The 24,177-nt window shown below is 57.9% G+C and carries 22 protein-coding genes, 1 tRNA gene and 1 pseudogene; 8 read left to right on the top strand and 16 right to left on the bottom strand.

The window, feature by feature from the left end; all coding sequences use genetic code 11:
* Positions 1-199: 199 nt before the first annotated feature.
* Complete coding sequence (locus tag MME58_RS25145; RefSeq protein ID WP_055006252.1) at positions 200-1,213, top strand: J domain-containing protein; 1,014 nt, start codon at positions 200-202, stop codon at positions 1,211-1,213.
* Between the two features lie 438 nt (positions 1,214-1,651).
* Positions 1,652-1,978: a DUF6124 family protein gene (locus tag MME58_RS25140; protein ID WP_055006253.1), complete on the top strand. Its 327-nt coding sequence runs from the start codon at positions 1,652-1,654 to the stop codon at positions 1,976-1,978.
* 295 nt (positions 1,979-2,273) lie between these two features.
* Here the strand turns inward: MME58_RS25140 and MME58_RS25135 are convergent, their stop codons facing one another.
* The 5 genes from MME58_RS25135 to MME58_RS25115 all read right to left on the bottom strand — a co-directional run bounded on the left by MME58_RS25135 (position 2,274) and on the right by MME58_RS25115 (position 6,546).
* Positions 2,274-3,545 carry a methyltransferase gene (locus MME58_RS25135; protein ID WP_055006254.1) on the bottom strand — a complete coding sequence of 424 codons (1,272 nt, stop codon included), beginning with the start codon at positions 3,543-3,545 and terminating at the stop codon, positions 2,274-2,276.
* 1 nt (position 3,546) lies between these two features.
* On the bottom strand, positions 3,547-4,236 hold the full coding sequence (locus tag MME58_RS25130) for an ABC transporter permease (RefSeq protein ID WP_054985147.1): 690 nt from the start codon (positions 4,234-4,236) through the stop codon (positions 3,547-3,549).
* Positions 4,233-4,928, bottom strand: coding sequence for an ABC transporter permease (locus MME58_RS25125; RefSeq protein WP_054985146.1), 696 nt, complete (start codon positions 4,926-4,928; stop codon positions 4,233-4,235). Before MME58_RS25125 ends, MME58_RS25130 begins: the two co-directional genes overlap by 4 nt.
* Positions 4,929-4,994: 66 nt before the next feature.
* Positions 4,995-5,759, bottom strand: a complete 765-nt coding sequence (locus tag MME58_RS25120) for an ABC transporter substrate-binding protein (protein WP_055006255.1) — start codon at positions 5,757-5,759, stop codon at positions 4,995-4,997.
* Between the two features lie 13 nt (positions 5,760-5,772).
* Positions 5,773-6,546: an ABC transporter ATP-binding protein gene (locus tag MME58_RS25115; RefSeq protein ID WP_054985144.1), complete on the bottom strand. Its 774-nt coding sequence runs from the start codon at positions 6,544-6,546 to the stop codon at positions 5,773-5,775.
* A gap of 151 nt (positions 6,547-6,697) precedes the next feature.
* Here MME58_RS25115 and MME58_RS25110 point away from each other — a divergent pair, with 151 nt between their 5' ends.
* The gene (locus tag MME58_RS25110; protein ID WP_158506064.1) at positions 6,698-6,862 is read left to right on the top strand and encodes a hypothetical protein; all 165 of its coding nucleotides are present in this window, start codon (positions 6,698-6,700) and stop codon (positions 6,860-6,862) included.
* Between the two features lie 208 nt (positions 6,863-7,070).
* A complete protein-coding gene (gene gabP, locus MME58_RS25105; RefSeq protein ID WP_055006256.1) occupies positions 7,071-8,462 on the top strand; it encodes a GABA permease in 1,392 nt (463 codons plus the stop codon).
* A gap of 42 nt (positions 8,463-8,504) precedes the next feature.
* Here gabP and MME58_RS25100 read toward each other — a convergent pair whose 3' ends face one another.
* The 3 genes from MME58_RS25100 to MME58_RS25090 all read right to left on the bottom strand — a co-directional run bounded on the left by MME58_RS25100 (position 8,505) and on the right by MME58_RS25090 (position 10,695).
* On the bottom strand, positions 8,505-8,990 hold the full coding sequence (locus MME58_RS25100; protein ID WP_054985142.1) for a hypothetical protein: 486 nt from the start codon (positions 8,988-8,990) through the stop codon (positions 8,505-8,507).
* Positions 8,991-9,115: 125 nt separating this feature from the next.
* Positions 9,116-10,258: a T3SS effector HopA1 family protein gene (locus MME58_RS25095; protein ID WP_055006257.1), complete on the bottom strand. Its 1,143-nt coding sequence runs from the start codon at positions 10,256-10,258 to the stop codon at positions 9,116-9,118.
* Positions 10,259-10,299: 41 nt separating this feature from the next.
* Positions 10,300-10,695: a type III secretion system chaperone gene (locus tag MME58_RS25090; protein WP_162491460.1), complete on the bottom strand. Its 396-nt coding sequence runs from the start codon at positions 10,693-10,695 to the stop codon at positions 10,300-10,302.
* 229 nt (positions 10,696-10,924) lie between these two features.
* On the opposite strand from MME58_RS25090, the gene MME58_RS25085 reads away from it, so the two are divergent.
* Together MME58_RS25085 and MME58_RS25080 are read left to right on the top strand one after the other, a co-directional pair.
* Positions 10,925-11,653, top strand: a complete 729-nt coding sequence (locus tag MME58_RS25085; RefSeq protein WP_055006258.1) for an AraC family transcriptional regulator — start codon at positions 10,925-10,927, stop codon at positions 11,651-11,653.
* A gap of 79 nt (positions 11,654-11,732) precedes the next feature.
* Positions 11,733-12,677 (top strand): DMT family transporter, encoded by a 945-nt coding sequence (locus MME58_RS25080; RefSeq protein WP_055006259.1) that lies wholly within the window; start codon positions 11,733-11,735, stop codon positions 12,675-12,677.
* A 62-nt stretch (positions 12,678-12,739) separates the two neighbouring features.
* On the opposite strand, the pseudogene MME58_RS25075 reads toward MME58_RS25080, so the two are convergent.
* The 8 genes and pseudogenes from MME58_RS25075 to MME58_RS25035 all read right to left on the bottom strand — a co-directional run.
* A pseudogene (locus MME58_RS25075) lies at positions 12,740-12,943 on the bottom strand (transposase domain-containing protein); the annotation flags it as partial.
* Between the two features lie 88 nt (positions 12,944-13,031).
* The gene (locus MME58_RS27505) at positions 13,032-14,378 is read right to left on the bottom strand and encodes a methyl-accepting chemotaxis protein (protein ID WP_054985137.1); all 1,347 of its coding nucleotides are present in this window, start codon (positions 14,376-14,378) and stop codon (positions 13,032-13,034) included.
* A 310-nt stretch (positions 14,379-14,688) separates the two neighbouring features.
* Positions 14,689-14,967 carry a hypothetical protein gene (locus MME58_RS25060; RefSeq protein ID WP_054985136.1) on the bottom strand — a complete coding sequence of 93 codons (279 nt, stop codon included), beginning with the start codon at positions 14,965-14,967 and terminating at the stop codon, positions 14,689-14,691.
* Positions 14,968-15,159: 192 nt separating this feature from the next.
* Complete coding sequence (locus tag MME58_RS25055; protein ID WP_055006260.1) at positions 15,160-16,314, bottom strand: Fic family protein; 1,155 nt, start codon at positions 16,312-16,314, stop codon at positions 15,160-15,162.
* Positions 16,315-16,653: 339 nt separating this feature from the next.
* Positions 16,654-16,729: transfer RNA gene (locus MME58_RS25050), tRNA-Phe, on the bottom strand.
* A 101-nt stretch (positions 16,730-16,830) separates the two neighbouring features.
* Positions 16,831-17,103, bottom strand: a complete 273-nt coding sequence (locus tag MME58_RS25045; protein WP_002555777.1) for an oxidative damage protection protein — start codon at positions 17,101-17,103, stop codon at positions 16,831-16,833.
* Complete coding sequence (gene mutY, locus MME58_RS25040) at positions 17,100-18,167, bottom strand: A/G-specific adenine glycosylase (RefSeq protein ID WP_054988648.1); 1,068 nt, start codon at positions 18,165-18,167, stop codon at positions 17,100-17,102. Before mutY ends, MME58_RS25045 begins: the two co-directional genes overlap by 4 nt.
* 95 nt (positions 18,168-18,262) lie before the next feature.
* Positions 18,263-20,488 carry an AsmA family protein gene (locus MME58_RS25035; RefSeq protein WP_055006261.1) on the bottom strand — a complete coding sequence of 742 codons (2,226 nt, stop codon included), beginning with the start codon at positions 20,486-20,488 and terminating at the stop codon, positions 18,263-18,265.
* A 498-nt stretch (positions 20,489-20,986) separates the two neighbouring features.
* On the opposite strand from MME58_RS25035, the gene MME58_RS25030 reads away from it, so the two are divergent.
* A complete protein-coding gene (locus MME58_RS25030) occupies positions 20,987-22,648 on the top strand; it encodes an OFA family MFS transporter (RefSeq protein WP_055006262.1) in 1,662 nt (553 codons plus the stop codon).
* A 262-nt stretch (positions 22,649-22,910) separates the two neighbouring features.
* Complete coding sequence (locus MME58_RS25025) at positions 22,911-24,110, top strand: amino acid aminotransferase (RefSeq protein ID WP_054988645.1); 1,200 nt, start codon at positions 22,911-22,913, stop codon at positions 24,108-24,110.
* Positions 24,111-24,177: the final 67 nt, after the last annotated feature.

The following is a 24,177-nucleotide window of genomic DNA, read 5'->3' as shown; positions in this document are numbered from 1 at the left end:
TGGCTGTCTGAATCGCATGAATGTGCGTCTGGACGCTCACGAAAGCTTCATCGATGTTTCAAGAAATGCCCGGATCCTCTGGATTCGGGCATTTTCTTGTGGGCTGGTTCTGCTTGCGTGGCATTTGCACTGGAGATATGGGCTTTTTGGCCGATATAGCTGTATCAAAAATGGCAGTCAGCCATGGACAGCAAGTGCAATGCAGAGAACGCCTACGCATTACGAGCTGCTGAGTGTTGCTCGCGATGCCTCTCCTGAGCAGATCAAGAGGGCTTATCGCAAGCTGGCGCAGAAGCTGCACCCGGACAGGAATCCCGACCCGTACGCCTCGGACATGATGGGCGTCGTCAACGCGTCCCACGATGTGCTGGCGGACCCTTCACGGCGTGCGGCGTATGACGCTCAGCTTGCCGCCGATGAGCATAAGGCGCGTATGGACGCGCTGCGTCGCAAGCAGGCGCGTGCGGCGGGTGGCCAGGCGGTTCATGCGTACGCCGCCACTTCTGCTGCAGCCACTGTGACGCCTTCCCGGGCGGCTCGGCCGGGCCCGACTGCCAAGGCTTCTTCTTCCGCTGCATCATCTTCCCATGGCAAGCGTCGCCGCAGCGCTTGGCGTTGGGCACTGGTGTTTGTGGTGTTTTGTGCGGGCGGGGCATGGATGGGCTACGACCCGGATGCAGGCAAGGCCTATGTGCCAGCCGAGCCAGTGCCGGTTGCGCAGACGTGGGTCAAGCCAGCGCCCGTTACGCCGGTTGAGGAGCCTGCGGCCAGCCCTGCCAAACCGGTGGATGCTGCGGCGTCCGAGTGTGAGGTGCCGGCGCTTGATCCGATGGGCGCGCCGTGGCCGGACAAGCCGGGCTATGTGAAGGACATGCCGGTGCTCAAGGACAACGGCTGGTCGCAGATCACTGTGGATAATTCGGCTGGCGAGTCGGCGGTGTATGCCAAGGTCACGGATGCGGTGGGGCGCAGAGCGTTTCGGCATGCGTTCGTGCCAGCCGGAGCAGTGTTTACGTTTGCCAAGATGGACCCGGGGCTGTATCTGCTCAAGTACAAGATGATGAGCACGGGCTGCGCTTTTGCGTCGGGCCGGATCTTGCTGGAGGAAACGCCGATGGGCAGTCAGATCAAGTCCAGCGCTTACAAGCTGACGCTGCGCAAGCTGCAGAATCGCAGTGTGCCGTTTGCGCGGTTGAAGGAGGATCAGTTTTAGCGGTTGAGCCGTGACGTGTATGCGGCGTCGCCTGTTCAGTCTTCGCGGATAAGCGACGCGTCGCCCGGTCCGCTCCCAACGGGTTCTGCACACGTGTGTTGAGATCATGTTTTGCAACGCTTTCAGGCCGGTTTTTGCAGGCTTGATCTCTTTCTTTTGAAGGACATTTCCGAGAGAATCCCTAGCCGCTTGCGCCCCTCGATATGTGCTTCTACTCTCCGCCCGTCGCTGCACATCAGTGATCGGGTTTAGTAGCCCGTAGTGAGTTAAGGCGTAACACAGCCGCGCTTCATCAGGCGTTGTCCCGATGCTATGGCGACTGTGCGCTTGGCACCTTCGGGTGCGCCGGTTCTTAGCTCACCGGTCTACTAACTCGCGTACAGTTGCCGCCCTTCGTTTAGTAGCGAAAAGGCAGCGACTTCATAGAAGGAGCTAAGCATGGTCAAAATTACCCCCGATCCCCCCAAAAAACAGTCCGGCACCGCGCCGGTCTTCGATAATGCCGTCGTCAAGCGTGCCATGGCGTATTACCTGCCGGTCTCGCGACCCGCCAAGGAAGCCCAGGACAGCAAGTTCGACTTCATCAGCCTGGAAGCGACATTGGTACATGCACTGGATTTCCTGCGTTGTGCATCGGCCACCGCGCACGAACTGGGCAATGAACTGACCGGATCGCAACGTGATCTGCTGTTCGCGTCCATGCACATGGTGGAAATGGCGAGCGTCATGGTCGAGCGTTCGCTGGAGTGTGTCGAAGAGGTGTGAAACCTCGCGCCAGACAGGTCATGCACAGGCACTTTGCAGTGCATGATCGAGCCACGCAAAAGGCTTGTTCCAGAGCCTTTACCAAATCTTTATGCACAATTGCTGCATAAAGAAATGCGCGTGTTACCAGATATACGTATTTGGACGGAATGGGCCGCAAGGCATTGTTTTTGCGGGTTCCGGAAAGGATTGCGGGAAAAAATAAGGGGCTTCAGTAACTGGTGCGCCAAGCTTTAACGCACTCATCCACATTTTCATCAACAGACTTATCCACAGGTTGCTCAATCGATTTACATCACGATTTTCGAGCCAGAATCAGCAGGTTGCGCGGTGTAATCCGGCTGTCACAGAAAGTGCCAACGCTGACGCTATAACCCTGCTCGTGGACATACATCGCACGGTCCAGCACCAGCCACATTTCCAGCGGCCGGCGGAACAGGTCGCGGACCAGCTCCAGATTGCGCACTTCGGCCAGCCTCTTCCAGCCAGCGGCCTCCAGAGCAGGCCAGTCCTGCTGGCCGGGAGCCGGCAGATTTTTCAGTTGTGCCAGATGGCCGCAATAGTCTGCGTAGGACGCGTCCAGCCATGATGTCGGCAGCGAAGGCGTGGGCAGATAGTCGTCGATGCCGCGCAGGTTGCGCTGCAGCAGGTCGAAGCCCAGGCGACGGGCCATCGAGGTGTCGCGTTGACGACGTACCCGAGCGCCGGCTGTCACGGTTTCGCTGAGTGGCAGGCCGAGTTCGTCTCGCGACAGCTTCAAACCGGACGCCTTGCCCTCGCCGGACAGCGGCTGATAAAGGTCGTGCCGGGTGCGGTTGTAACAGCATGGCGCGATTGCCATGTAGCGGCAGCCGGTCTGGCTGGCCAGCTCCATCAACTGAATGTGCAGGTCGCCGCAGGCATGCAGCGCCACGGGTGTGTGTTCGGGTTGCAGGCAGCGCCAGGCGTCGTCGGCCATTACGTCCTGTTGCACATGCCGCGCCTCGATGCCTTGCCGGGCACTGAGGGTCAGGCCCGCTTCGATCAGCGCGGGGTCGCGCTCCAAACAGGTCAGGCGCTGACCACGCTCGATCAGCCGACGCCCCAGATGGCCTTTGCCCGCGCACCAGTCCAACCAGTGAGTCGCAGTGTCGCGTTTGTCCAGATGGCTGGCGAAGGCTTCGATCTGCTGCCATTTGCGCCCCGGCACGTCGACACTCATGCGCGCATCGACGGGCTGCAGAGGGTGAGCGGGCAATTCGCAGACATGGCTGAGGGCAACGGCTTCGCTGGCCAGTTGCGTGAACGGGAACGGTGCGTCGAGGCGCGCCGGGTGGTTGTGCGCGGCCTCGGCCTGCTCCAGCGTGCGTTGTCGCAGCCAGTGCGCCAGCTCAGGGTATTTGTCTTCCCAGGGCAGGCGCAGGTGCGTGAACGGTTTGGGTCGCCACAAGGCCTGATGCGCGAACAGAAAGCTGTCCAGCGCACGGAAGTGGCTGCCGAGGTGTTCATCCTGCAAGCAAGGTTCAGAGGGCATAGTGGCGGCCTCGCGGGGCAAGGTGCTGACTGGATCGACGCCAGCACCCTTCATATCAGCGCCCCTGACTGGCGTCTACACGCAAGAGCTTTTCCAGCAGGCGGAAGCCTTGCACCAGCACGAACGTCATGACCAGATAGAACATACCGGCAGCGAAAAAGATTTCAACCGGCAGGTAGGTGCGGGCGATGATCGTACGCGCCATGCCGGTCAGTTCCAGCAGGGTGACGGTGCTGGCCAGCGCGCTGGCCTTGAGCATCAGAATGACTTCGTTGCTGTAGGCAGGCAGGCCGATGCGTGCTGCGCGTGGCAGGACGATGTAGAACAGCGCCTTCCATTTCGACATGCCCAGCGCCCGTGCCGCCTCGACTTCGCCTGCCGGGACCGCCTGAATCGCGCCACGCAGGATTTCTGCGATGTAGGCGGCAGTGTGCAGGGTCATGGTGACGACCGCACACCAGAACGGGTCGCGCAGGTAGGGCCACAGTGGCCCCTGACGCACGGCATCGAACTGGGCCAGCCCGTAATAGACCAGAAACAGTTGCACCAGCAGAGGCGTGCCGCGAAAGAAAAAGATGTAGGCGTAGGGCAGGGCGCGCACCGGCCAGTGCCGCGATGCGCGGGCGATGCCCATCGGGATGGCGAGGATCAGCCCGGCAATGACGGCAATGGCCACCAGTTCCAGCGTCAGGGTCGCGCCCTGTGCCAGGCGTGGCAGCCACTTTATGATGACTTCCCAGTTCATGACGCGCTCCTCAGAAAGCCGCGGCTGGCGCGTTTTTCGAGGAAATACATGCCGATCATGGCCAGCACGGTCAGGCCCAGGTACATGATGGCCGCGACCATGTAGAACGTGAAGGCCTGTTTGGTGAAGCTGACGGCGATTTGCGCATGGCGCATGATTTCTTCCAGGCCGATCACCGAGACCAGCGCGGTGTCTTTCATGAGGATCATGAACAGGTTGCCCAGGCCGGGCAGGGCGATGCGCCACATTTGCGGCAGAACCAGCTTGAATAGGATGCGCGAGCGCGACATGCCCAGCGCCAGTCCGGCTTCACGGTGGCCTTTGGGAATGGCGAGAATTGCCCCGCGAAACACCTCGGTGGCGTACGCGCCGAAGCACAAGCCCAAAGCGATAACCCCGGCAGAGAAAGCGCTCAATGCCAGATTGGGGATGCCGAACAGCTCGCCCAGCGCACGCATGCCGTTGACGGTGCCGAAGTAGATCAGCAACACCCAGAGCAGCTCGGGAATGCCGCGTACCAGCGTCGAGTAGGTGCTGCCCAGCCATTGCAGTGGCTTGTAGGGCGAAGTTTTGGCCAAGGCGCCGAGCAGTCCGAGCAGCAGTCCCAGGCACAGGGCCGAGAGTGCAAGCTGAACCGTCATCAGCGCGCCAGCCGCAAGGGCTGGGCCGAATCCGTGGAGATCAATGTTCATGGGCAGGCTTTGTCAGGACCGGTCGCCGCGCTTCAACCGCAAGCAGCGGCGACGCTGTCGGGTGAATCAGAGAATGCTGAAAGGAAAATACTTGTCGTTGATCTTTTTGTAGGTGCCGTCAGCGATGATTTCTTTCAGGGCTGCATTCAGGCGCTCGCGCAATGGGTCGTCGCCTTTGCGCACAGCGATGCCGATCTTGTCATTCTCTACAACGGGCTCGCCCTTGAACTCGAAGTTCTGGCCAGCTTCGCTTTTCAACCATTCATAGCTGACGTACTTGTCCGCCAGCATGACGTCGACGCGGCCGGATAACAGGTCCAGGAAAGCGTTTTCCTGGGTGTCGTAGAGTTTGGCGTCCAGGATATCGAGCTTGTCTTCCAGCCAGGTAGCCGCCAGGGTCGAGCGCTGCGCCCCCACCGACTTGCCCGCCAGGCTTTCTTTGGCCTTGTCGATCGAAGACACATCGATGGAGGACGTTTTCGGTGCCAGAAATTGCAGTTTGTTCGAATAGTACGGATCGGTGAAATCGACCACGTCCTGGCGCTCTTTGGTGATCGACAGCGAGGAGATCAGGAAGTCGAACTTCTGGGCGTTTAGCGCCGGGATGATGCCGTCCCAGTCGGAGGTCACCACTTCGCACTCGACTTTCATCTTGGCGCACAGGGCGTCGCCGATCTCGCGATCAAAGCCGACTACCTGCCCGCTGGCATCCTTGTTGTTGAACGGAGGGTAAGCCCCCTCGATGCCCATTTTCAGTTTTTCGGCAAAGGCACTGCTGCTGAACGCCAGTGTGGCCGCGGCGATCAGCAAGATCTTTTTAAACGACTGCATGGGTGTTGCTCCGTTAGCGGTGACTCGACATGAATTGTTTGCAGCGTGCCGACAGCGGGTTTTCGAACACTTGCTGCGGTGTGCCCTGTTCTTCGACCATTCCCTGATGCAAAAACACCACTTCACTTGATACCTGACGCGCAAAATTCATTTCGTGAGTCACCAGCAGCATGGTCCGGCCTTCCTCGGCCAGCGCGCGGATGACCCCCAGCACCTCCTGAACCATCTCTGGATCGAGTGCCGAAGTGGGCTCGTCGAACAGGATAACCCTGGGCTGCATGGCCAGCGTGCGTGCAATGGCAGCGCGTTGCTGCTGGCCGCCGGAAAGCTGCGCCGGGTAGGCATGACGCTTGTCGGCGATACCTACTTTTGCCAGCAGCTCTTCAGCCACTTCGATGGCTTCGGCCTTGCTCTGACCCAGGACACGACGCGGGGCTTCGATGATGTTATCGAGCACGCTCATGTGCGGCCACAGGTTGAAGTTCTGGAACACGAAACCGATCTGGCTGCGCAGTCGATTGATCTGCCGGTTATCGGCGGCGATCAGTTGACCGTTGCGCGCAGCCTTGAGTTTCAGTTCTTCGCCGGCCACCAGAATCTGCCCCTGATGCGGGTTTTCCAGCAGGTTGATGCAGCGCAGCAGTGTGGACTTGCCGGAACCTGATGAGCCGAGGATGGAGATGACATCGCCGTCGCGTGCGGTCAGCGAGATGCCTTTGAGCACCTCAAGCTGATCGTAGCGTTTGTGCAGGTTGCGGATTTCCAGGGCGGGCGTGGCCTCAGCCATGTGGGGTCCTCATCGAAGTGTGCGCTCTTGCTGCTGGCGAACGCCAAGCTAGCACAGCGTTTGAAGGACAACCATCAGCGTTGCAGGCTGAATTTGACGGCCATCGCCGGGTTGTCGCGTCGCAACAGCAGCCTGTCGCTGGAAAGCAGGCATGATGCCTGTTTCAGGCAGGCGTGCGCGAAAAAGGCGCGATGTTGCCAGCTTTGGCCGGGTGTTGGAAGCAGCTTTTGCCGAGCGGCAGCCTGTTGTGCGCACCATCTTTGAGCTGGTCGGTGGCTTGAGTGCCTTTTTGGTGCGCGCGTGTAGACGATTCTGAGGCGTTCGGTAACAAATCCTACAGATCAGGCAGACAGATCGCTTTTCTCCATGCCCCGGTGGTCAAGCCGCACACCGTGTATTCTCTGAGCGACGTCGTTTTTGAAATATTTTGGCGTAATTCTTGCGTCAAAAATAAAGAACGGCACCGTAGGTTTCTCTTTACGTAACGCTCCGGTGTGTCTCGCTCGTCTTGCACAGGTGGTTTTATGAGCAGTACCGCTAACTCTTCCGAGCTCGAACAAGGGCTGAAACCTCGACACATTACGATGCTGTCGATCGCTGGCGTGATTGGCGCAGGATTGTTCGTCGGCTCCGGCCACGCGATTGCCGAAGCTGGCCCTGCCGTGCTGCTGGCTTACGCCGCTGCAGGTACGCTGGTTGTGCTGGTGATGCGCATGCTGGCCGAAATGGCCGTGGCCTCGCCTGACACCGGGTCGTTTTCGACCTACGCCGACCGTGCCATCGGTCACTGGGCCGGGTTCACCATCGGCTGGTTGTACTGGTGGTTCTGGGTGTTGGTGATTCCGCTGGAAGCCAACGCTGCCGCGACCATTCTGCATGCCTGGTTCCCGAACATCGCGATCTGGATGTTCACGCTGGTCATCACATTGCTGCTGACTGCGACCAATCTGTTCAGCGTGAAGAACTACGGGGAATTCGAGTTCTGGTTCGCGCTGATCAAGGTAGTGGCAATCATCGCTTTCGTAGTGCTGGGTGTGGCGGCGATCTTCGGCCTGCTGCCGACCAGTAACGTCAGCGGTGTCAGCCATCTGTTCGACACCGGGGGCTTCCTGCCTAACGGCATGGGTGCGGTGCTGGCGGCGATGCTGACCACCATGTTCTCGTTCATGGGCACCGAAATCGTGACCATTGCCGCGGCCGAGTCCAAGAACCCCGGCAAGCAGATCACCAAGGCCACCAATTCGGTGATCTGGCGGATCTTCCTGTTCTATCTGGTTTCGATCTTCATCGTTGTGTCGCTGGTGCCCTGGAATGATCCGCGCCTGGCCGAGGTAGGTTCGTATCAGACCGTGCTCGATGCGATGGGCATTCCGAACGCCAAGCTGATCGTCGATCTGGTGGTGTTGGTGGCAGTGACCAGTTGCCTGAACTCGGCACTGTATACCGCTTCGCGCATGCTGTTCTCGCTGGGCAAGCGCGGCGATGCCCCGGCGGTATCAAGGCGCACCAGCAAAGGCGGCACGCCTCACTGGGCGGTGATCATGTCGACAGCGGCAGCGTTCCTGACCGTATTCGCCAACTACGTCGCACCTGCGGCCGTGTTCGACTTCCTGCTTGCCAGCTCCGGTGCCATCGCCCTGCTGGTGTATCTGGTGATCGCGGTTTCGCAGCTGCGTATGCGCCAGAAGCGCATCGCTGCGCGCGAGGCCATCGACTTCAAGATGTGGCTGTTCCCATGGCTGACCTGGGCGGTCATCGCGTTCATCGTGGCGGTGCTGACGATCATGCTGCTGCAGGAAGACCATCGCATCGAAATCATCGCCACCGGCGTGCTCAGTCTGTTGGTGATCGGCGCCGGCCTGCTTGTTTCACGTCGCCGTAAAGCCGGGCGTGTGGGGGCTGCTGCGCTGGGTTGATCTGGCTACCGTGCTGATGCCTGGCATCGGCACGGTCCTCCGTCAGCGTGCCGCCCTGGTGTCTCTCTTCATCAGCAGGTCGGAGGCCAGGGTGTAATCCTTCTGGAAGGCAGGGCTTTCGATCCATTCGATTGCCGTGTCTTCATCCTCATCGTGATACATGGCGCGGTACACGATCAGCAGACCCATCATGAAGTCCGTGGCGGGATCTTCTTCCTCTTCGGAAACGACCAGTGCCAGCACCGGGTATTGCAGGAAGACCACGCACAGCGCCAGCTGGCTGATGGCTTCTGCTGTTTTCATGGCGGTGAAAAGATCGTCGTAGTCAGCCGGATCGAAGCCGTTCTCGACAATGTCACTGAAGTCGAAGGTATTCAGATCGAGTTCGACATCATCAAACGGCTGATTGACCAGCGCCGAGGCAAACACCGGATGAACCAGGCTGGTTGCGGCCTTGCCCGAGCGGTTTTGTTTGGCCTTGATCTTTGCGCGCTTGGCACGTTTTTGCTGCTTGTCTGGCGAGGCCATGAACGGTCCTTTGGCTGGCGTGAGGTGCAATGGCCGCTATTGAAGCGCAGACGTGGTAAATAACCAAGGTTTTGCTGGTTTTGACCCGCATCTGCAAATTACCGCGCTCACGCCAGACGCCGCGCTCATCTGGCGTTTCGAAGGGCCGGGTTGTCCGGGTCATAACCATTGGCTGCCAGCGATAACTTCAATCTGGCGAGAAAAGGCAGCCCATCCATTCGCAAGGCGTCACTGATAACTTCTGCTCGCGACATTCCATGACCTCTGGCGTCTCCGAGGATGCTTTCTGCATAGGACAGACCGGTGCTCAGGGATTGCATGCTCATAGGGGTGTGTTCAATGAACGCCTCTGGAGGTATGCCGCTCATCTGTTTGAGTTTGTTACCCAGCTTTTCCGCTTTTGCGAGGTCGCCGTTGATATACAAAACGGCTGAATCGGTCATTTGGCCATGGCAGGCGGGACCTATGACTTTACCTTGTGTGATCGCACTTTCCTTCTCGATCAGTGCAGCCATGGCGCGCGTCAGCTGTGTTGCGTATTGGGGCTGTACGCCGATGGTCAATCGCCCTTGATGCTTACCTTCGCGGCGTTCATGTCTGGGGGTAATTCGATAGAAAAACGTTTTTGCGTTTGGACTCTCTGCAATGTACTTGTCCAGGTTGCGGTCCTTTTTATTCACCACTTTGTCATGATCCTGGCTGCGCACCTCAATGCCGTGTTTGCCGTTCAGTGCCTTTAGCGTTTGCAGGAACTCTTCTTGCTGCTCCTCGCTCATGGGGCGAGAGTGAGGAGCATCATTTTTATAGATTTTGTAGATGTCCATCCGAGAAGGGTTGGACAGCTTTTCCGCCTGCTTGGCCCACTCATGAAAGCTGTCAAAAGTATTTTGCGCTGCCTGTCTGGCCGTGGGTTTGATGGCTGTTGCGGCTGAGCTGCTTTCGCCCCGCTCAAGGTTGTCAAAGCGTCTATCCGGCACAGGGCTCTGGTGCAAGGCAGTACGTGTCGATGCGGCTTTCTGATTGAGTACTTGGGCAATCTGCGCGCGCTGACTGCTGCCGCCTACCAGCTGGGAGACCCCTTTGAAAAAGCTTTTCGCTTTGGATTGTTGTTCGGGGCGAAGGACTGCGATCGTTCCGTCATCGGCTGCTTGAATCTCGTATCTTTTGCCGTCGACCTCAAGTTGACCATTGGCTTTGAGCGCTGGAATATCAAGGTTCGACTGTCTGAGCTCTTGCACACTGGAGAAGCGTGACTGAATGGGGTTCATAGGTTGATTCTCACGAAAAGGGACATCGGGTCTTGACGCGCTTATTGGCTGGCTTCACGCCAGCTCCTCATCCACTCCAGCAGACTCGCCATTTCACGCTTGAGCATCGGGACGCCGAGTTTTTCTCGAGGAATGCTTTGATACGCGTGATAAAGGCCGCTTTTCTCGTCCAGACCAAGACCGGGGCCTGCATTGAGTAACGGATTGAGCGCTCCAGCCAGAAGACGCTGCTGAGGTATGTCTTCGGGCGTCTCAAGCAAGCCGATCAACAGCAGGCGTTCGCGCGCGTGATCGCATAACAGCGTCAGCGCAAACGTGTTGTCGATGATCATGTTGCACGCCCCGTGATCATCAAATGCCAGCGGTTGCATGTCGAGGGATCGGGATAAGTCATCTAGCAGAGTCTTGTAGAAAAGGTTACTCATTAGCCTGCTCATCAACGCAAGTTCATCAATGAGTGGAGCGTCTGCTCAAGGCGGTTCCGTGCGTGCACTGAAAAATGCTCAAGCGTTCCAGCACCGTAAGCGTATGGCCAACACAGATTGTGCGATCAACGGTCTGATCCGTAGATGTTAGAATCAGCGGCAAGCCTGACTTAACGCGGGTACGCATTGGGCGTTTTGGGACGTCAACCTTGGATAACCAGACGGACCGGAAGGTGCAGTAATGTTTCTAAGTCTTGAAGTTCGCAGCTATGAGAGGGAAAACCCTCACCACCACCACGAGCATGCTCAATTGGTACTGCCGATTCGTGGCGAAATGGAAATTGACGTAAACGGTTGCGGCGGCTGCATAGATCAATCATTGGCAGCGCTTGTGACACCTGGCTCGATCCATTCGCAGCAGACTAACCTCGATAGCCGTTTTTTAGTCTTGGACTGTGCGCCGACGACTCTGGAAACGCTCCATATCGAGCGTCTCGCTCAGAAAATATATGTGCCCATTTCCCCCGCAACTCGTCGGCTTATAGAGTTCGCTGAGCTAATCGGCAACGCACAATTGTCCATCGCGGCCTCCCAATTGGGGCCTCTGCTTTTGTCGTCCCTAAATCCGGAAATCTCCTGCTTTCCAGACCCCATGGAGCAGTTGATCGCTCGTCTTCGGGCGGATCCTGGAGCGAACTGGAGCAATGAGGCCATGGCCAAAGTGGCAAAAATGAGCATGAGTCAGCTGCACCAACGTTTCCGGCTACGGTTCGAGATGAGTCCGCAAGCTTGGTTGACTGATTTACGCCTGCAAGAAGCTCAACGATGGTTGCGTGGAACCTCATTGACCATATCCGAGATTGCCTTGCGTGCCGGTTTTTGCGACCAGGCATCGCTGACCCGTGCCATGCAGCGCGTGAGGGCCACGACCCCGGCGGTTTATCGTAAAACGCAAAAACAGTCTGGGTAAAACATCCCGCAGTTACCGACAATACTCCCCGAATCAGTTGCTCCAGACTTCATCCATAACGCTTTGGAGCGCGGATGAAATGTTTGCTGATCGATTACTGCTAAAGGGCATTGTCTACGGAGTTTGCGCGGGCCTGTGTTGGGGAGTGATCTTCCTCGGCCCCCAGCTCACCCCGGGGCTGAGCGGCCTGCAATTCGCCGTTCTGAGATTTCTCTGCTACGGCGCGATTTCGGTGGCCTTGCTTATGCCCCGCTGGAGGCGCGTTTGCGCCAATCTCACTATGGCCGACTGGAAGTCACTCTTCTGGCTTAGCCTGATTGGGAACCTCATTTACTACACGCTGGTGGGCACCGGTGTGCAGTTGGTTGGCATTGCCACAACGTCTCTGATCGTCGGACTCATTCCGGTGGTCGTCACGCTGGCAGGTCGTCATGACGTCAACGCCGTTTCTTTGCGCAAGCTCACTCCCTCGCTGTGCTGCGCTGTGGGCGGGGTCACACTTATCAGCTGGCACGCGCTGATCAACGGCGACAGGCCCGATACACTGACAAACATCGCCGGAATTCTATGCGCGGCGGGCGCGTTAGTGACATGGAGTTGGTTCGCAGTGAGCAACGCTCGGCGGCTGGCTCAGGTAGCCAGCGTTTCCGCCCATGACTGGGCACTGCTGACAGGGGTCATGACTGGCGCTCAATCACTGCTTTTGGCGGCACCTGTCCTGGGTTGGCAGGTCGGAACGCATGGCAATTCCGAATGGCTAAATTTTGTCATGGTAGCCGGTGGCGTAGCGTTTTTATCTTCGGTTGTGGGGGGGGCGTGCTGGAATCAGGCGAGCCGACTTCTACCACTGGCACTAAGCGGACAAGTGCTCGTGATTGAGACGTTAGCGGCGCTAGTATTTGGATTTCTATGGGAGCATCGGCTGCCCGACTCATATGAAATTGCGGCGATTGCACTTCTGGTTACCGGTGTCGTGTGGTGTCTGAATTGTCATCGTACTCCCCGTCACTCTCCGGCTGTTTAACTCGTACAGAGACGCTACAGCGACAGGAATACGGAATACCCCTACCAGTTGTGATTAATTGGTCACCAACTATGCGGTAGCAGCTGATCGATCTCATTCGCCCGGTGAGTCGGCAGGCGCGTGAGAACATCTCTCAGATACGCATACGGATCAAGACCATTCAGCCGCGCCGACTGGATCAGACTCATGATCGCCGCCGCGCGTTTTCCGCTGCGTAGCGAGCCTGCAAAGAGCCAGTTCTTGCGCCCAAGAGCCCATGGCCGGACGCATACCCAGCACCGAACAGTCGACACAAAGCGGGACAATAAAAAAACCGCAGGGCGCGGTTTTGGGTTGGTGCGGGTTATGCCGTCGTCATCGTTTGCCTGGTTTGGCAAAGGCTTCGGCTTCGTCCATGCGGGTGGCAAACATGTTCACGGCCTCGACCGCGTCGCTCGCGCCGTCGCGGATCTGGACGATGACCTGTCCGGCCTGATCGGCCAGGGTCACACCACGGATGGCACCTTCCTGAGTGGCGTCCATGCTCGCCACCGCTTCGCGTGTTTCGGCGAGGATCTTGCCGATCATTTCGGCAATCTCGGTGGTAGAGCCACTGGTGCGTCCCGCCAGTTGCCTAACCTCGTCGGCAACCACCGCAAAGCCGCGGCCTTGATCGCCCGCCCGTGCCGCTTCAATCGCAGCATTGAGGGCCAGCAGGTTGGTCTGGTCGGCAATGCCGCGAATGGTGTTGACGATGGCGGTGATCTGCTCGGAGCGGTCTCCCAACTGACTCACCAACTTCGCCGACGCGCCGATGTTTTCGGCAATCTGACGCATTTCCCGAGCGGTTTCCTGAATGACCAGGGTTCCCTGTTCGGCCACTTTTTCGGTCTCTGCCGAAATGTGATAAGCGCGCGACGCGCCATGCGCATCTGCTTCCTGCTTCTCGACACGGTGGGTGATGTCGCTGGCGAACTTGACGATCTTGTAGAGCTTGCCGTCGACGTCAAAAACCGGGTTATACGTGGCTTCCAGCCAGACAACCCGGCCATGTTTGCCCAGGCGCTTGAACTGATCGCCGATGAACTCGCCCTGATTCAGCTTGCGCCAGAATTCGGAGTATTCCGGGCTGTTGACCAGTGCTGGTTCGCAGAACGATCTGTGGTGTTTGCCTTTGATCTCGTTCAGCGCATAACCCATGACGTTCAGGAAGTTGCTGTTGGCAGTGATGACATTGCCATTGGGCTCGAATTCGCAAACTGCCATGGCCCTGTCTACTGCCGCCAGCTTGCTGGTGGTCTCGTTCTCCAGCATTACGCGTGCGGTAACGTCCAGGGCGTACTTGACCACCTTGAAGACGTTGCCCTGCGTGTCTGACACCGGGTTGTAGCTGGCCTCAAGCCAGACACTGTGGCCATTCTTGCCGACGCGCTTAAAGGTACCGGAGATGAATTTCCCGGCCTTCAAGGACGCCCAGAGATCGGCATACTCGCGGCTGCGCAGTACCTCCGGTTCGCAGAAGTCGCGGTGCGTCTTGCTTGCCAGCTCGTCCGCCCGGTAGCCCATCGCCGCGAGAAAGTTATCGTTGGCCCTGAGAATCTTTCCGTCGAGACCCAGCTCGACCACCGCCATCGATTTTTCCAGCGCGCTTGTCAGTCCTTTGAGTCCATCGACCTCGGCCTTCATGGCTGTCAGTTCAGCTTTGTTCTTGTTTCCGAACATAACCTGCCCCTTGGTGTATTTGTGGACTTACTGTAGTTAGAGTATCGACTCGAAACGCTGTGGCATGAATGCGCTTTGCAATAATCCGAAAAATAAATCAAGCAGTTTTTCTGGCGTCAGGAAAGTTGCGTTTTTTCTGCCAAAAAACACGCGGCACTTGAGTATCGTGGTTGCGCGAAAGTGCTTTGCCCGCCAAATCCCGGACAAAGAAAAGCCCGCGATGGGGGAGCGGGCTTAAGGATTCACACTTGAGAGCAGCTCCACAATGACGCGGCCGCTGTGAAAACTTTGTGAAGAGTGTTCACGGTGTTCACTTTTTTTCTGGCTGAATGGTGTTGGTCACTTCGGACGTCGGCACGAAGGTCTTCGACTCTTCGGCAGCCGCTTCCTTGGACGCAGCTTTGTCCTTGGCCGCTTCGGTGTTCTCTTTCGCCGCCTCGTTCACTTTTTCCTGGGCAGATTCCATTTTGTCCTGGGATTTCTCCTGATGAGCCTGAGCGTCCTGTGCTTTCTGTTCGGACTTGCTGTCGCAGGCAGCCAGACCCAGCGTGGCGGCGATGATGAGGGCGGACGCAGTAAGTTTGAGCACGGAATTTTCCTTGTGGAAGCAAATGTATGGCTTCGAGGGTGGCCAGGGAAAATTAGTTCAATGGGATGAGCGTGCTCATGGGCGCTCTCGTCCGCGCTTCTGCGTCAGCGCTATGGTTTGTGGTGGCTATGAATTTTCCAGCCTCAAACGCACGGAGAGGCTAATTTCGCTCGTGCGGCCTTCAACTCATGATCAAGGCTTTTCAAGTGGTTCAGGTATGAACCCCTGATCCCTGAGAGACTTGATGACTCCTCGAATCAGATAGTTGTTTGAAAAACCGATGGTGTACTGTCTGGCACCCGCACTGAGGGGCAAAAGCATTCCTTGATCCACTAGCTTTCTAATCAGGTAAGTTCGTTGATTGCTTGACTGTCGAGGCAGCACTTTTGCTACATCTGCAGACTTTACGATCTTCAGCTTGATTGCGGCAGACAGCACTGACTCTTCTGTTTCTGTGATCCATTCTCGTTCACGTGCGAACGCCACAGCCGGGACAAGGATGCATTTGGTCAGATAGGCATAGTCTGTGAGGCGGTCGACTTTCTCAGCCTCATCACGAATACCTTGCAGTACGTATGTGCACCACTCCTCAAGCCCTTCTTTTGTTCCTTTGTCGGCCTTGGCAAGCATGGCGTAATAACGCTCTCGATCATTGCAGAACACGGCCGTAGGATTCAGGACGCACCCGCCTGTGCTGACGTTGAAGCCGTACTTTATCAAGAGTGCGTAGGTAAGCAGTCTGACCACGCGACCATTGCCGTTGCCAAATGGATGTATCCATCCAAATCTGTGGTGGGCCAACGCTACCTTCATGAGATCGTATTTTGGAGAGTCTTCACGATTCACGAAGTCGACAAGCTCCTGCATATAAGCCTGAACCTGAATGAAATCGGGCGGCAGGTGGTCAGATTGGGATATCTGGACACCTCCATTGCGGTAAGCGCCAGGCGTTCTGTCGCCTTCGCGTACCAAATCATCGGCCGTCATCGCGTGTAGTTCTCGAATCGTTTGCTCGGTCAGCACAGCGCCCGGCGTCATGATCTGCTCAAGGTAATCCATTGCCCTTTCAATGTTGGCAACCTCGCGCAACTGGTCCGTTGCTCGAGCCTTGCCTCCTACCTTGCTGTCTATGTAGTCCGCCAAAGTAGTGTGGTTGCCTTCTATACGGGCAGACCCAAGGCTTTCCAGTGCGTGGAAAAGCGATTTGAGTTGGTAGAACACCTGCGGTGGTGTATCGCCTTCAAGCCTGAGGCGACGTAGATGCTCCAGTTCGCTCAGCACATCAACCAGATCTGAGTCGAAGGACGGATTCAAAAGCACAAGATCATGGTGAGTAAACGTAGGCATGCGAGAAATATCTCAGTGGTCTGAAATGTTATCTTGAAAAAAATTCTGTTAGATGCCGTATTTAAAGGGCTTAGCATAGCGTGCAGAAAAAATTATCTTGAATTCAGCTTTGTGCTAAGTGAAAAGGGAGAATGGTTAAGTGGAATGTATCCTCGGTTGGTGGAGGCGGGCGCTTGACCGTGTGGTGAGAGGAGGTTTCCAGATCGAATGGGATCTGCCTACATAACTTTGGACTTACAAGAGGGGGGGCGTTTGGAAACCCCAGACAGCAAAAAGCCCGCACGAGGCGGGCTTTTTGTGTGTTTTCAGGTGTGCTTGGCATCACCTGAAAACGGAAGGTGGTGCCCAGAGACGGAATCGAACCGCCGACACGGGGATTTTCAATCCCCTGCTCTACCGACTGAGCTATCTGGGCAACGGGGCGCATTAGACGTGTTTTTCAGGAGGTCGTCAAGCGTGTTTTTTAAAAAATTCGAATTATTACCGACGCTTACGACCTCCACTGCGTGAAACGCTTTATTTTTCGGGGGGTACGTAGCCTTCGGCCTGGGCGTATTCTTCGCCCGAGAGAAATTTGTCCATCTCGGTCTGAAGGAATTTGCGGTCTTCGGCGTTCATCATGTTCAGGCGGCGCTCGTTGATCAGCAGGGTCTGGTGTTTCTGCCAGTCGGCCCAGGCTTTTTGCGAGACGTGGTTGAAGATGTCTTCGCCCTTGGCGCCAGGGTAGGGCGCGCGTTCCAGGCCAGGCAGTTCTTCTTTGTATTTGCGGCACATTACGGTGCGGGTCATGACGACTCTCCTGCGTTCAATACGTCGGCTGCGCGTTTGAGCAGCTTTTTCACCGGGGCAGCAAGGCCCAGGCGTGGCGGGGTGGCGAGGTTATACCAGAGCCAGTCGGCCTCGGCCACGTGATCGGCGGACTCGCGAACCTTGACCAGCCAGGGTTCGATGCTCAACTGGAAGTGGCTGAAGGTGTGGATAAGCCCCGGCAGTTCATGGTGCTCGCCCAGTTGCAGCGCATGTTGTGTGGCCAAGTGTTGCAGATCATCGAAGTCATCCAGTTCCGGAAGGCTCCACAGGCCGCCCCACAAGCCGCTGGAGGGGCGGCGATAAAGCAGGATCGCGCCGTCGTCGTTGGCGAGCATCGGCATGAGCGTGCGTTTCTGCGGGACAGTCTTGCGTGGTTTGGGGATCGGGTAGCGTGTTTCCAGGCCCAACATATGCGCCTCGCAACTGCGCTCCAGCGGGCAGAGCAGGCAGCTGGGTTTGCTGCGGGTGCAGAGTGTGGCGCCCAAGTCCATCATCGCCTGGGTGTAGTTGTTGACCCTGCTGTGCGGTGTGAAGCGTTCGGCAGTGGCCCACAGCTGTTTGGCCACCTTGGGTTCGCCGGGATAGCCTTCTTGCGCCGTAAAGCGCGCCAGCACACGCTTTACGTTGCCGTCGAGGATCGGCGCGCGGATGCCCATGCTCAGGCTGGCAATGGCGCCTGCGGTGGACAGGCCGATGCCGGGCAGCAGGATGAGTTTTTCGACGTCGCGGGGAAATTCGCCGTCGTGATCGGCCACGACGATTCTGGCGGTCTTCTGCAAGTTGCGGGCTCGGGTGTAGTAACCCAGACCTGTCCACAGGTGCAGCACTTCGTCCTCCGGGGCCTCAGCCAGCGCCTGCACGGTCGGCAGGGCTTCCATGAACCGGTCGAAGTAATTCAGCACGGTGCTGACTTGCGTCTGCTGCAGCATGATTTCCGATACCCAGACCCGATACGGCGTGATGCCTTGTTGCCAGGGCAGGTCATGTCGGCCATGACGGTCGTACCAGTCCAGCACGGCGCTGGAGAATTGTTCAGGTTGCATGGCCTGGTGGGCTCTCGTTGTCGGGTATGAGTAGGTAGATGAAACGTTGCGCTAGTGAAGCGCCGCCGGGGCGCTCCTGAGCAGTCCACGTTGCTTTAGCGTTTGAGCAGTCCCTTGAGGGCGTCCTTTAGCTCTGGGCTGACCTTGTCACCGAGTTTTTCATTCAGCTTGTCCTCAAGCTTCTCGCTGATTCGGTCGCCCGCCAGTTTTGCCGCGATCTGGCCGACGCCTTCCTTGTCGAGACGGCAGGCTTTGGCACCCAGCTCCAGCGGGCCGCGGCACTGCACGGGCCATTCGATGCCGACGAAGCGCGGATTGACCTCGCAGGCCGGGTCCGGCATGTCGCTCTTGTCGCCTTCGATGATGATGCCGACGCGGTAGTTCATGCCCAGGACGCGCAGGTCGATGTCCCCGTTACCGTTGACGGTCAGGCCCGGAATACGGACCTTGAGGTCCGGGTTGCTGGCCACGCCGTTGCGCACTGTCAGGTTGCCGTTGAGTTGCTGGAACGGCGTGTCCTTGGCGCGTGGTTCGCCGGTCAGCGGTTTGCGGTTCAGAGTCGAAATCCCCTTGCACAACTGCTGCTCCAGGTTGGCGTTGACCAGCACGCCGTTATTTAGCACGAAGCTGGCGGTGCCGTTGAGGCTGTCGATCAGGGCTTTTTCGCTATTGCCGGTGCCGCTCAGGTGGCTGTCGAGGGTCAACAGGCCGCGTACCGGCGGTGTCTGACCCTGGCTTTCCAGAATGCGTTCGACCGGCACTTTGACAATGCGCGTCTGCACATTTGCCACAGGGGTGTCCGGACGCGCGTCCAGGTTGCCCTTGACCTCGAAGTTGCCGTTGTAGAGATCGCCACTCAATGTATCGACCTTGATGACGCCAGCGTTTGCCTGGGTTTTGAACGCTGCATTGTCGATAGGCAGTTTGTTCAGGGTCAGCTTGCCGAAGTTCAGGTCGGCTTCGACATCCAGCGTGCGCAAGCGCTCCAGTGGCAGCAGTTTTGTAGTGCTCCAGGCCGCCTTGGTGGGTTGTTCGGGCAACGGTGAGTCGCCTGCAACCGCGGCGGCTTCACCCGACTGCACTTCGGATTTGCGTGCGGCCTTGGCACCTTTGCTTTCTTCGCTCTCAGCCGGGCGGTAGCGGTCGGCGTCGAAGGTGTCGCCCTTGAGCTGGACGCGCAATGCCTGCCTGGCGAAATCGTCCACCGCGATGCGGCCAGTGAACGTGCTGTCATCGACTTTCAGGTTGAGGTTTTCAAGCGCAAGGCTGGTGGGCGTGCCGGCGAGGCGCGTGACCATTTCAACCTTGCTCAGCGCGCCCTCGGACATGGCTGGCAACGGCTGGCCGATGTTTTCGAAGAACGTGCGCAGATCAAGCTGGGCAATGGACAGGCCGCCGCTGATCTGTGGGGTTTTATCCAGATCGCGGGCACGCAGCTCGCCCAGTGCCCGCAGCTGGTTGGCCGACACTTTGAGGCTGTTCCATTCGGCGATATTGGCAGCAAGGTCAACCAGCAACTGGCCTTGCGCCGAGAAGGTCACGGTCTTGCCCTGCAAAGGCTCGCCGGCGACTTCGCCGGACAGGCGCATGTCTTCGAATTGATAGCGTTTGAGCACGCGGTCCATGCGCAATTCGCCGACCAGCTCGGTCTTGGCGCGCACGACTGGCTGGTTGGTGCTCAGGAACGCCGTCAGTTTGATCGGGATGTCGGATGCTTCACGAATCGGTCCGGTACTCAGTTGAATGCTCTCGGCGGTGAAGGTCCGACCCTTTCGGGCATCGCTGTAATCCACGCGGGCGTTGTTGACCGTCAGGCTGTCGATATCCAGCCGGATTGGCTGAGAAGGGCGCTCCGCTTTGGGCGCGTCCGGTGTCGGCGCGGGTGCGGGCTCGCCAGGCGTTCCGGCACTTGCCGCAGCAGGCTTGCCGATGTCTTCCCAGTTGCCGTGACCGTTTTCATCACGGTGCAGGGTCAGGTTCAGGCCTTCGACACGAATATCGCTCATCTGCACCTGACGACGAAGCAGTGGCAGCACTCGAACGGACAGGCCCAGCATCTGCACATCGGCAAAGGGCTGATCGGGGGCGGTCAGGGTGGCGACATGGGTGTCGTGCAACTCCAGGCCGAGCCAGGGGAACAGGCTCCAGCCGATATCGCCATTGAGCGTCAGCTCGACGTTGGCCTTGTCACGTGCCAGCTGGCGAATCTCGTCTTTATAGTCGTTGGGATCAAACAGGTGGCTCAGGGCGAAGCCGAGAGCCACGATGATCAGCAACAACCCGAGAATAAACAGCCCCAGGATTTTGCCGAACGCTTTCATGGGCGAGTCCTTGTGTCGATGTTCAAAAATAGCCCACGAGTATACCGCTCTGACGAGCGTACCGGGCTGCGGATGCCGTTATTGCAGTCTGCTGCACGGTATGACGGCGCAGCAATCGTCCAGCGTCAGCCAGAGAGCAGAGGGAAAATCATGGGCCGCTTCTTCGCGTTACACCTTCCTGGCGTTTCCAGACGAGTCGAACACTCACACAGTCAGGGCGCAACTAAAGCGCGGACAGAGTTCTTCTTATCGTGTAATTGATTGTATCTATGGCGTCATAGAGCGCGCGGATTAACCTATGAAAATAGATAATAAAAAGCATGTAACGAGATGCTTATTTGCCATCAGAGAGTGATAGTCTCCGTTTTTGCTGGCTCAGGTGCGTCTTTTTGTCACGTATCTGAACAACCTGCCGATAAAACAGACATGGCCGCTCGGCATGGAGTCTGTGGCGGACCAGCGGACCATCTGCGAGCTTCACACATTGGGGTAATTATAATGAGCACAAGCACAGCCTTGGGCGGCGCTGCCGTTCAGCCTGCGTTCTTGTCCAAAGAGCGCATTATCGCCAAGCCCGGTTTCAACCGTTGGCTTGTTCCACCTGCCGCACTGGCAATCCATCTTTGTATCGGTATGGCTTACGGCTTCTCGGTGTTCTGGTTGCCGTTGTCGAAAGCCGTGGGTGTTACCGCCCCCGTCGCCTGTACTCCGGACATGGGTTTCCTCGCGCAAATGTTTGCGTCGACCTGCGACTGGCAGATTTCCATGCTGGGCTGGATCTACACCCTGTTCTTCATCTTCCTGGGTTGCTCGGCAGCCATTTGGGGTGGCTGGCTGGAACACGCAGGTCCGCGCAAGGCCGGTGTTGTTTCTGCCGTGTGCTGGTGTGGCGGTCTGCTGATTTCCGCGTTGGGTATCTATACCCACCAGATCTGGCTCATGTGGCTGGGCTCGGGCGTGATCGGCGGTATCGGGCTGGGGTTGGGCTATATCTCCCCGGTATCGACGCTGATCAAGTGGTTCCCGGACAAGCGCGGCATGGCGACCGGCATGGCAATCATGGGCTTTGGTGGCGGCGCAATGGTGGGTGCACCGCTGGCCACCGCGCTGATGGGGCATTTCGCTTCGGCTGAAAGCGTTGGCGTCTGGCAGAGCTTCGTGGTGATGGCGGTAATCTACTTCATCTTCATGATCGGCGGCGCGCTGGGCTACCGCGTTCCACCAACCGGCTGGAAACCTGAAGGCTGGACCGCTCCGGCTGCCAAGGCCAAGAACGCGATGATCACCAACCGCCACGTGCATGTCAGCGTGGCCTGGAAGACACCGCAGTTCCGTCTGGTCTGGCTGGTGCTGTGCCTTAACGTTTCGGCGGGTATTGGTATCCTGGGCATGGCTTCGCCACTCCTGCAGGAAGTGTTCGCCGGCAAACTGCTGGGCAACGATCTGACCTTCAGTCAGCTCAATGCCGACCAACTGAAAGCCATTGCTGCGATTGCAGCCGGTTTCACCGGTCTGCTGAGTCTGTTCAACATCGGCGGCCGTTTCTTCTGGGCTTCGTGCTCGGACTACATCGGGCGCAAGGCAACTTACTTCGTGTTCTTCGCGCTGGGTTTCCTGCTCTATGCATCGGTGCCGACACTGGGTCATATGGGCAGCATCGCGCTGTTCGTAGCGGCGTTCTGTGTCGTGCTCTCGATGTACGGTGGCGGCTTTGCAACGGTTCCGGCTTATCTGGCTGACCTGTTCGGTACGCAGATGGTCGGTGCGATTCACGGTCGTCTGCTGACGGCATGGGCTGCGGCCGGTGTGCTGGGTCCGGTACTGGTCAACTACCTGCGTGAGTATCAGCTCAGCCACGGTGTTGCACGTGCCGATGCCTACGACATCACCCTGTACATCCTCTCGGGTCTGCTGGTACTGGGCTTTATCTGCAACCTGCTGATTCGTCCGGTTGCCGACAAGTACTTCATGACCGACGCCGAACTGGCTGCTGAACAAGCCATCGGTCACGACAAGGGTGCCAACGCCACGACTTCGCTGGAGTGGAAGGCATCTGCAGGCAGCAAGCCGGTGGTCATCGCCGCCTGGCTGGCGGTCGGCATTCCGTTGGCGTGGGGCGTCTGGATCACCCTGCAAAAAACCGCAGTGCTGTTCCACTAAGGCCTGCCGTTGATAGAAAAGCGCTTGCACCTCGGTGCAGGCGCTTTTTTTTGCCTGTTTTTTGTGCGCTGCGCCCACGAAAATTGATTGCGATCTGACTCGTATTCATGCGGAGCACGGGAACGATGATCATCGCGTCCGGATGGTGTTCGCCGCGATAGCCATATTCAGTTGACCCTATGTACTCGAGGCACTGCCCGTTCCGGTGCATACGCTGCTACATTAGTCAGCTCTGATTTTATTGCCTGAAGGAGTTGTTTGCATGCTAGCCCACGTGGAGTCATACGCCGGTGATCCGATCCTTTCGCTGATGGAGACCTTTGGCAAGGACTCGCGGGCGGACAAGGTCAATCTGAGCATCGGTTTGTATTACGACGCACAGGGCCGTATCCCTCAGCTGGCATGCGTAGCAACGGCGCAACAGCAACTGGCCGAAGGCGAACAGGCGGCGTCTGTGTACCTGCCGATGGAAGGCCTGGCGGCTTACCGGCAGGCGGTGCAGACCCTGTTGTTCGGGGCGGATCACCCGCTAGTGCGGGCCGGGCGCGTGGCCACCATCCAGACCGTGGGCGGCTCCGGCGCACTCAAGGTCGGTGCCGATTTCCTCAAGTATGCCTTCCCTGACTCACAGGTCTGGGTCAGCGATCCGACCTGGGAAAACCATAACGCACTGTTCGGCGGTGCCGGCTTCAAGGTCAACAGCTACCCGTATTTCGATGCACAGACCGGCGGCGTCAGGTTCGAAGCCATGCTCGATACGGTGCAGGGCCTGCCTGCGCAGAGCATTCTTTTGTTGCATCCGTGCTGCCATAACCCGACCGGCAGCGATTTGTCGGTCGAACAATGGGACCGGTTGATCGAGGTGATCAAGGACCGTCAGCTCATCGCCTTTCTGGATATCGCCTATCAGGGCTTTGGCAAAGGCATCGATGAAGACGCCTACGCGATCCGTGCAATGGCCGACGCAGGGATCACAACCCTGGTCAGCAACTCGTTCTCGAAAATCTTCTCACTGTATGGTGAGCGAGTCGGCGGGCTCTCGGTTGTCTGCGAAGACGCGGCTTCTGCTGCCAATGTATTCGGCCAGCTCAAGGCGACTGTGCGACGCAACTATTCCAGCCCGCCTGCACACGGTGCCTTTCTGGTGTCAAAAGTGCTCAATACGCCGCACCTGCGCGACCAGTGGCTGAGTGAAGTCGAGGCTATGCGCCTGCGCATCATCGACATGCGCACTCGTCTGGTTGAAGTGCTGGCGCAGAAGGTTTCCGGGCATGATTTCAGCTTCATCCTCAGGCAGAGCGGCATGTTCAGCTACACCGGGCTGACACCGCAGCAGGTTGATGAACTGAAAGACGTTCACGGCATTTACATGCTGCGCAGTGGCCGTGTATGCATGGCGGGTCTGAATGAAGGGAATATCGACAAGGTATGTAACGCAATCGCGAGCCTCTTCGCTCACTAAATGCCCTGCTGGTCGTCTGTTTACTTCATGGCGGGCGCATCTGGGCCTATAATGCTCGCCTTTTTTC

The organism is Pseudomonas syringae pv. tagetis (assembly GCF_022557255.1).
GTDB lineage: Bacteria > Pseudomonadota > Gammaproteobacteria > Pseudomonadales > Pseudomonadaceae > Aquipseudomonas > Aquipseudomonas caricapapayae.
This window is presented reverse-complemented; position numbering and strand designations above follow the sequence as displayed.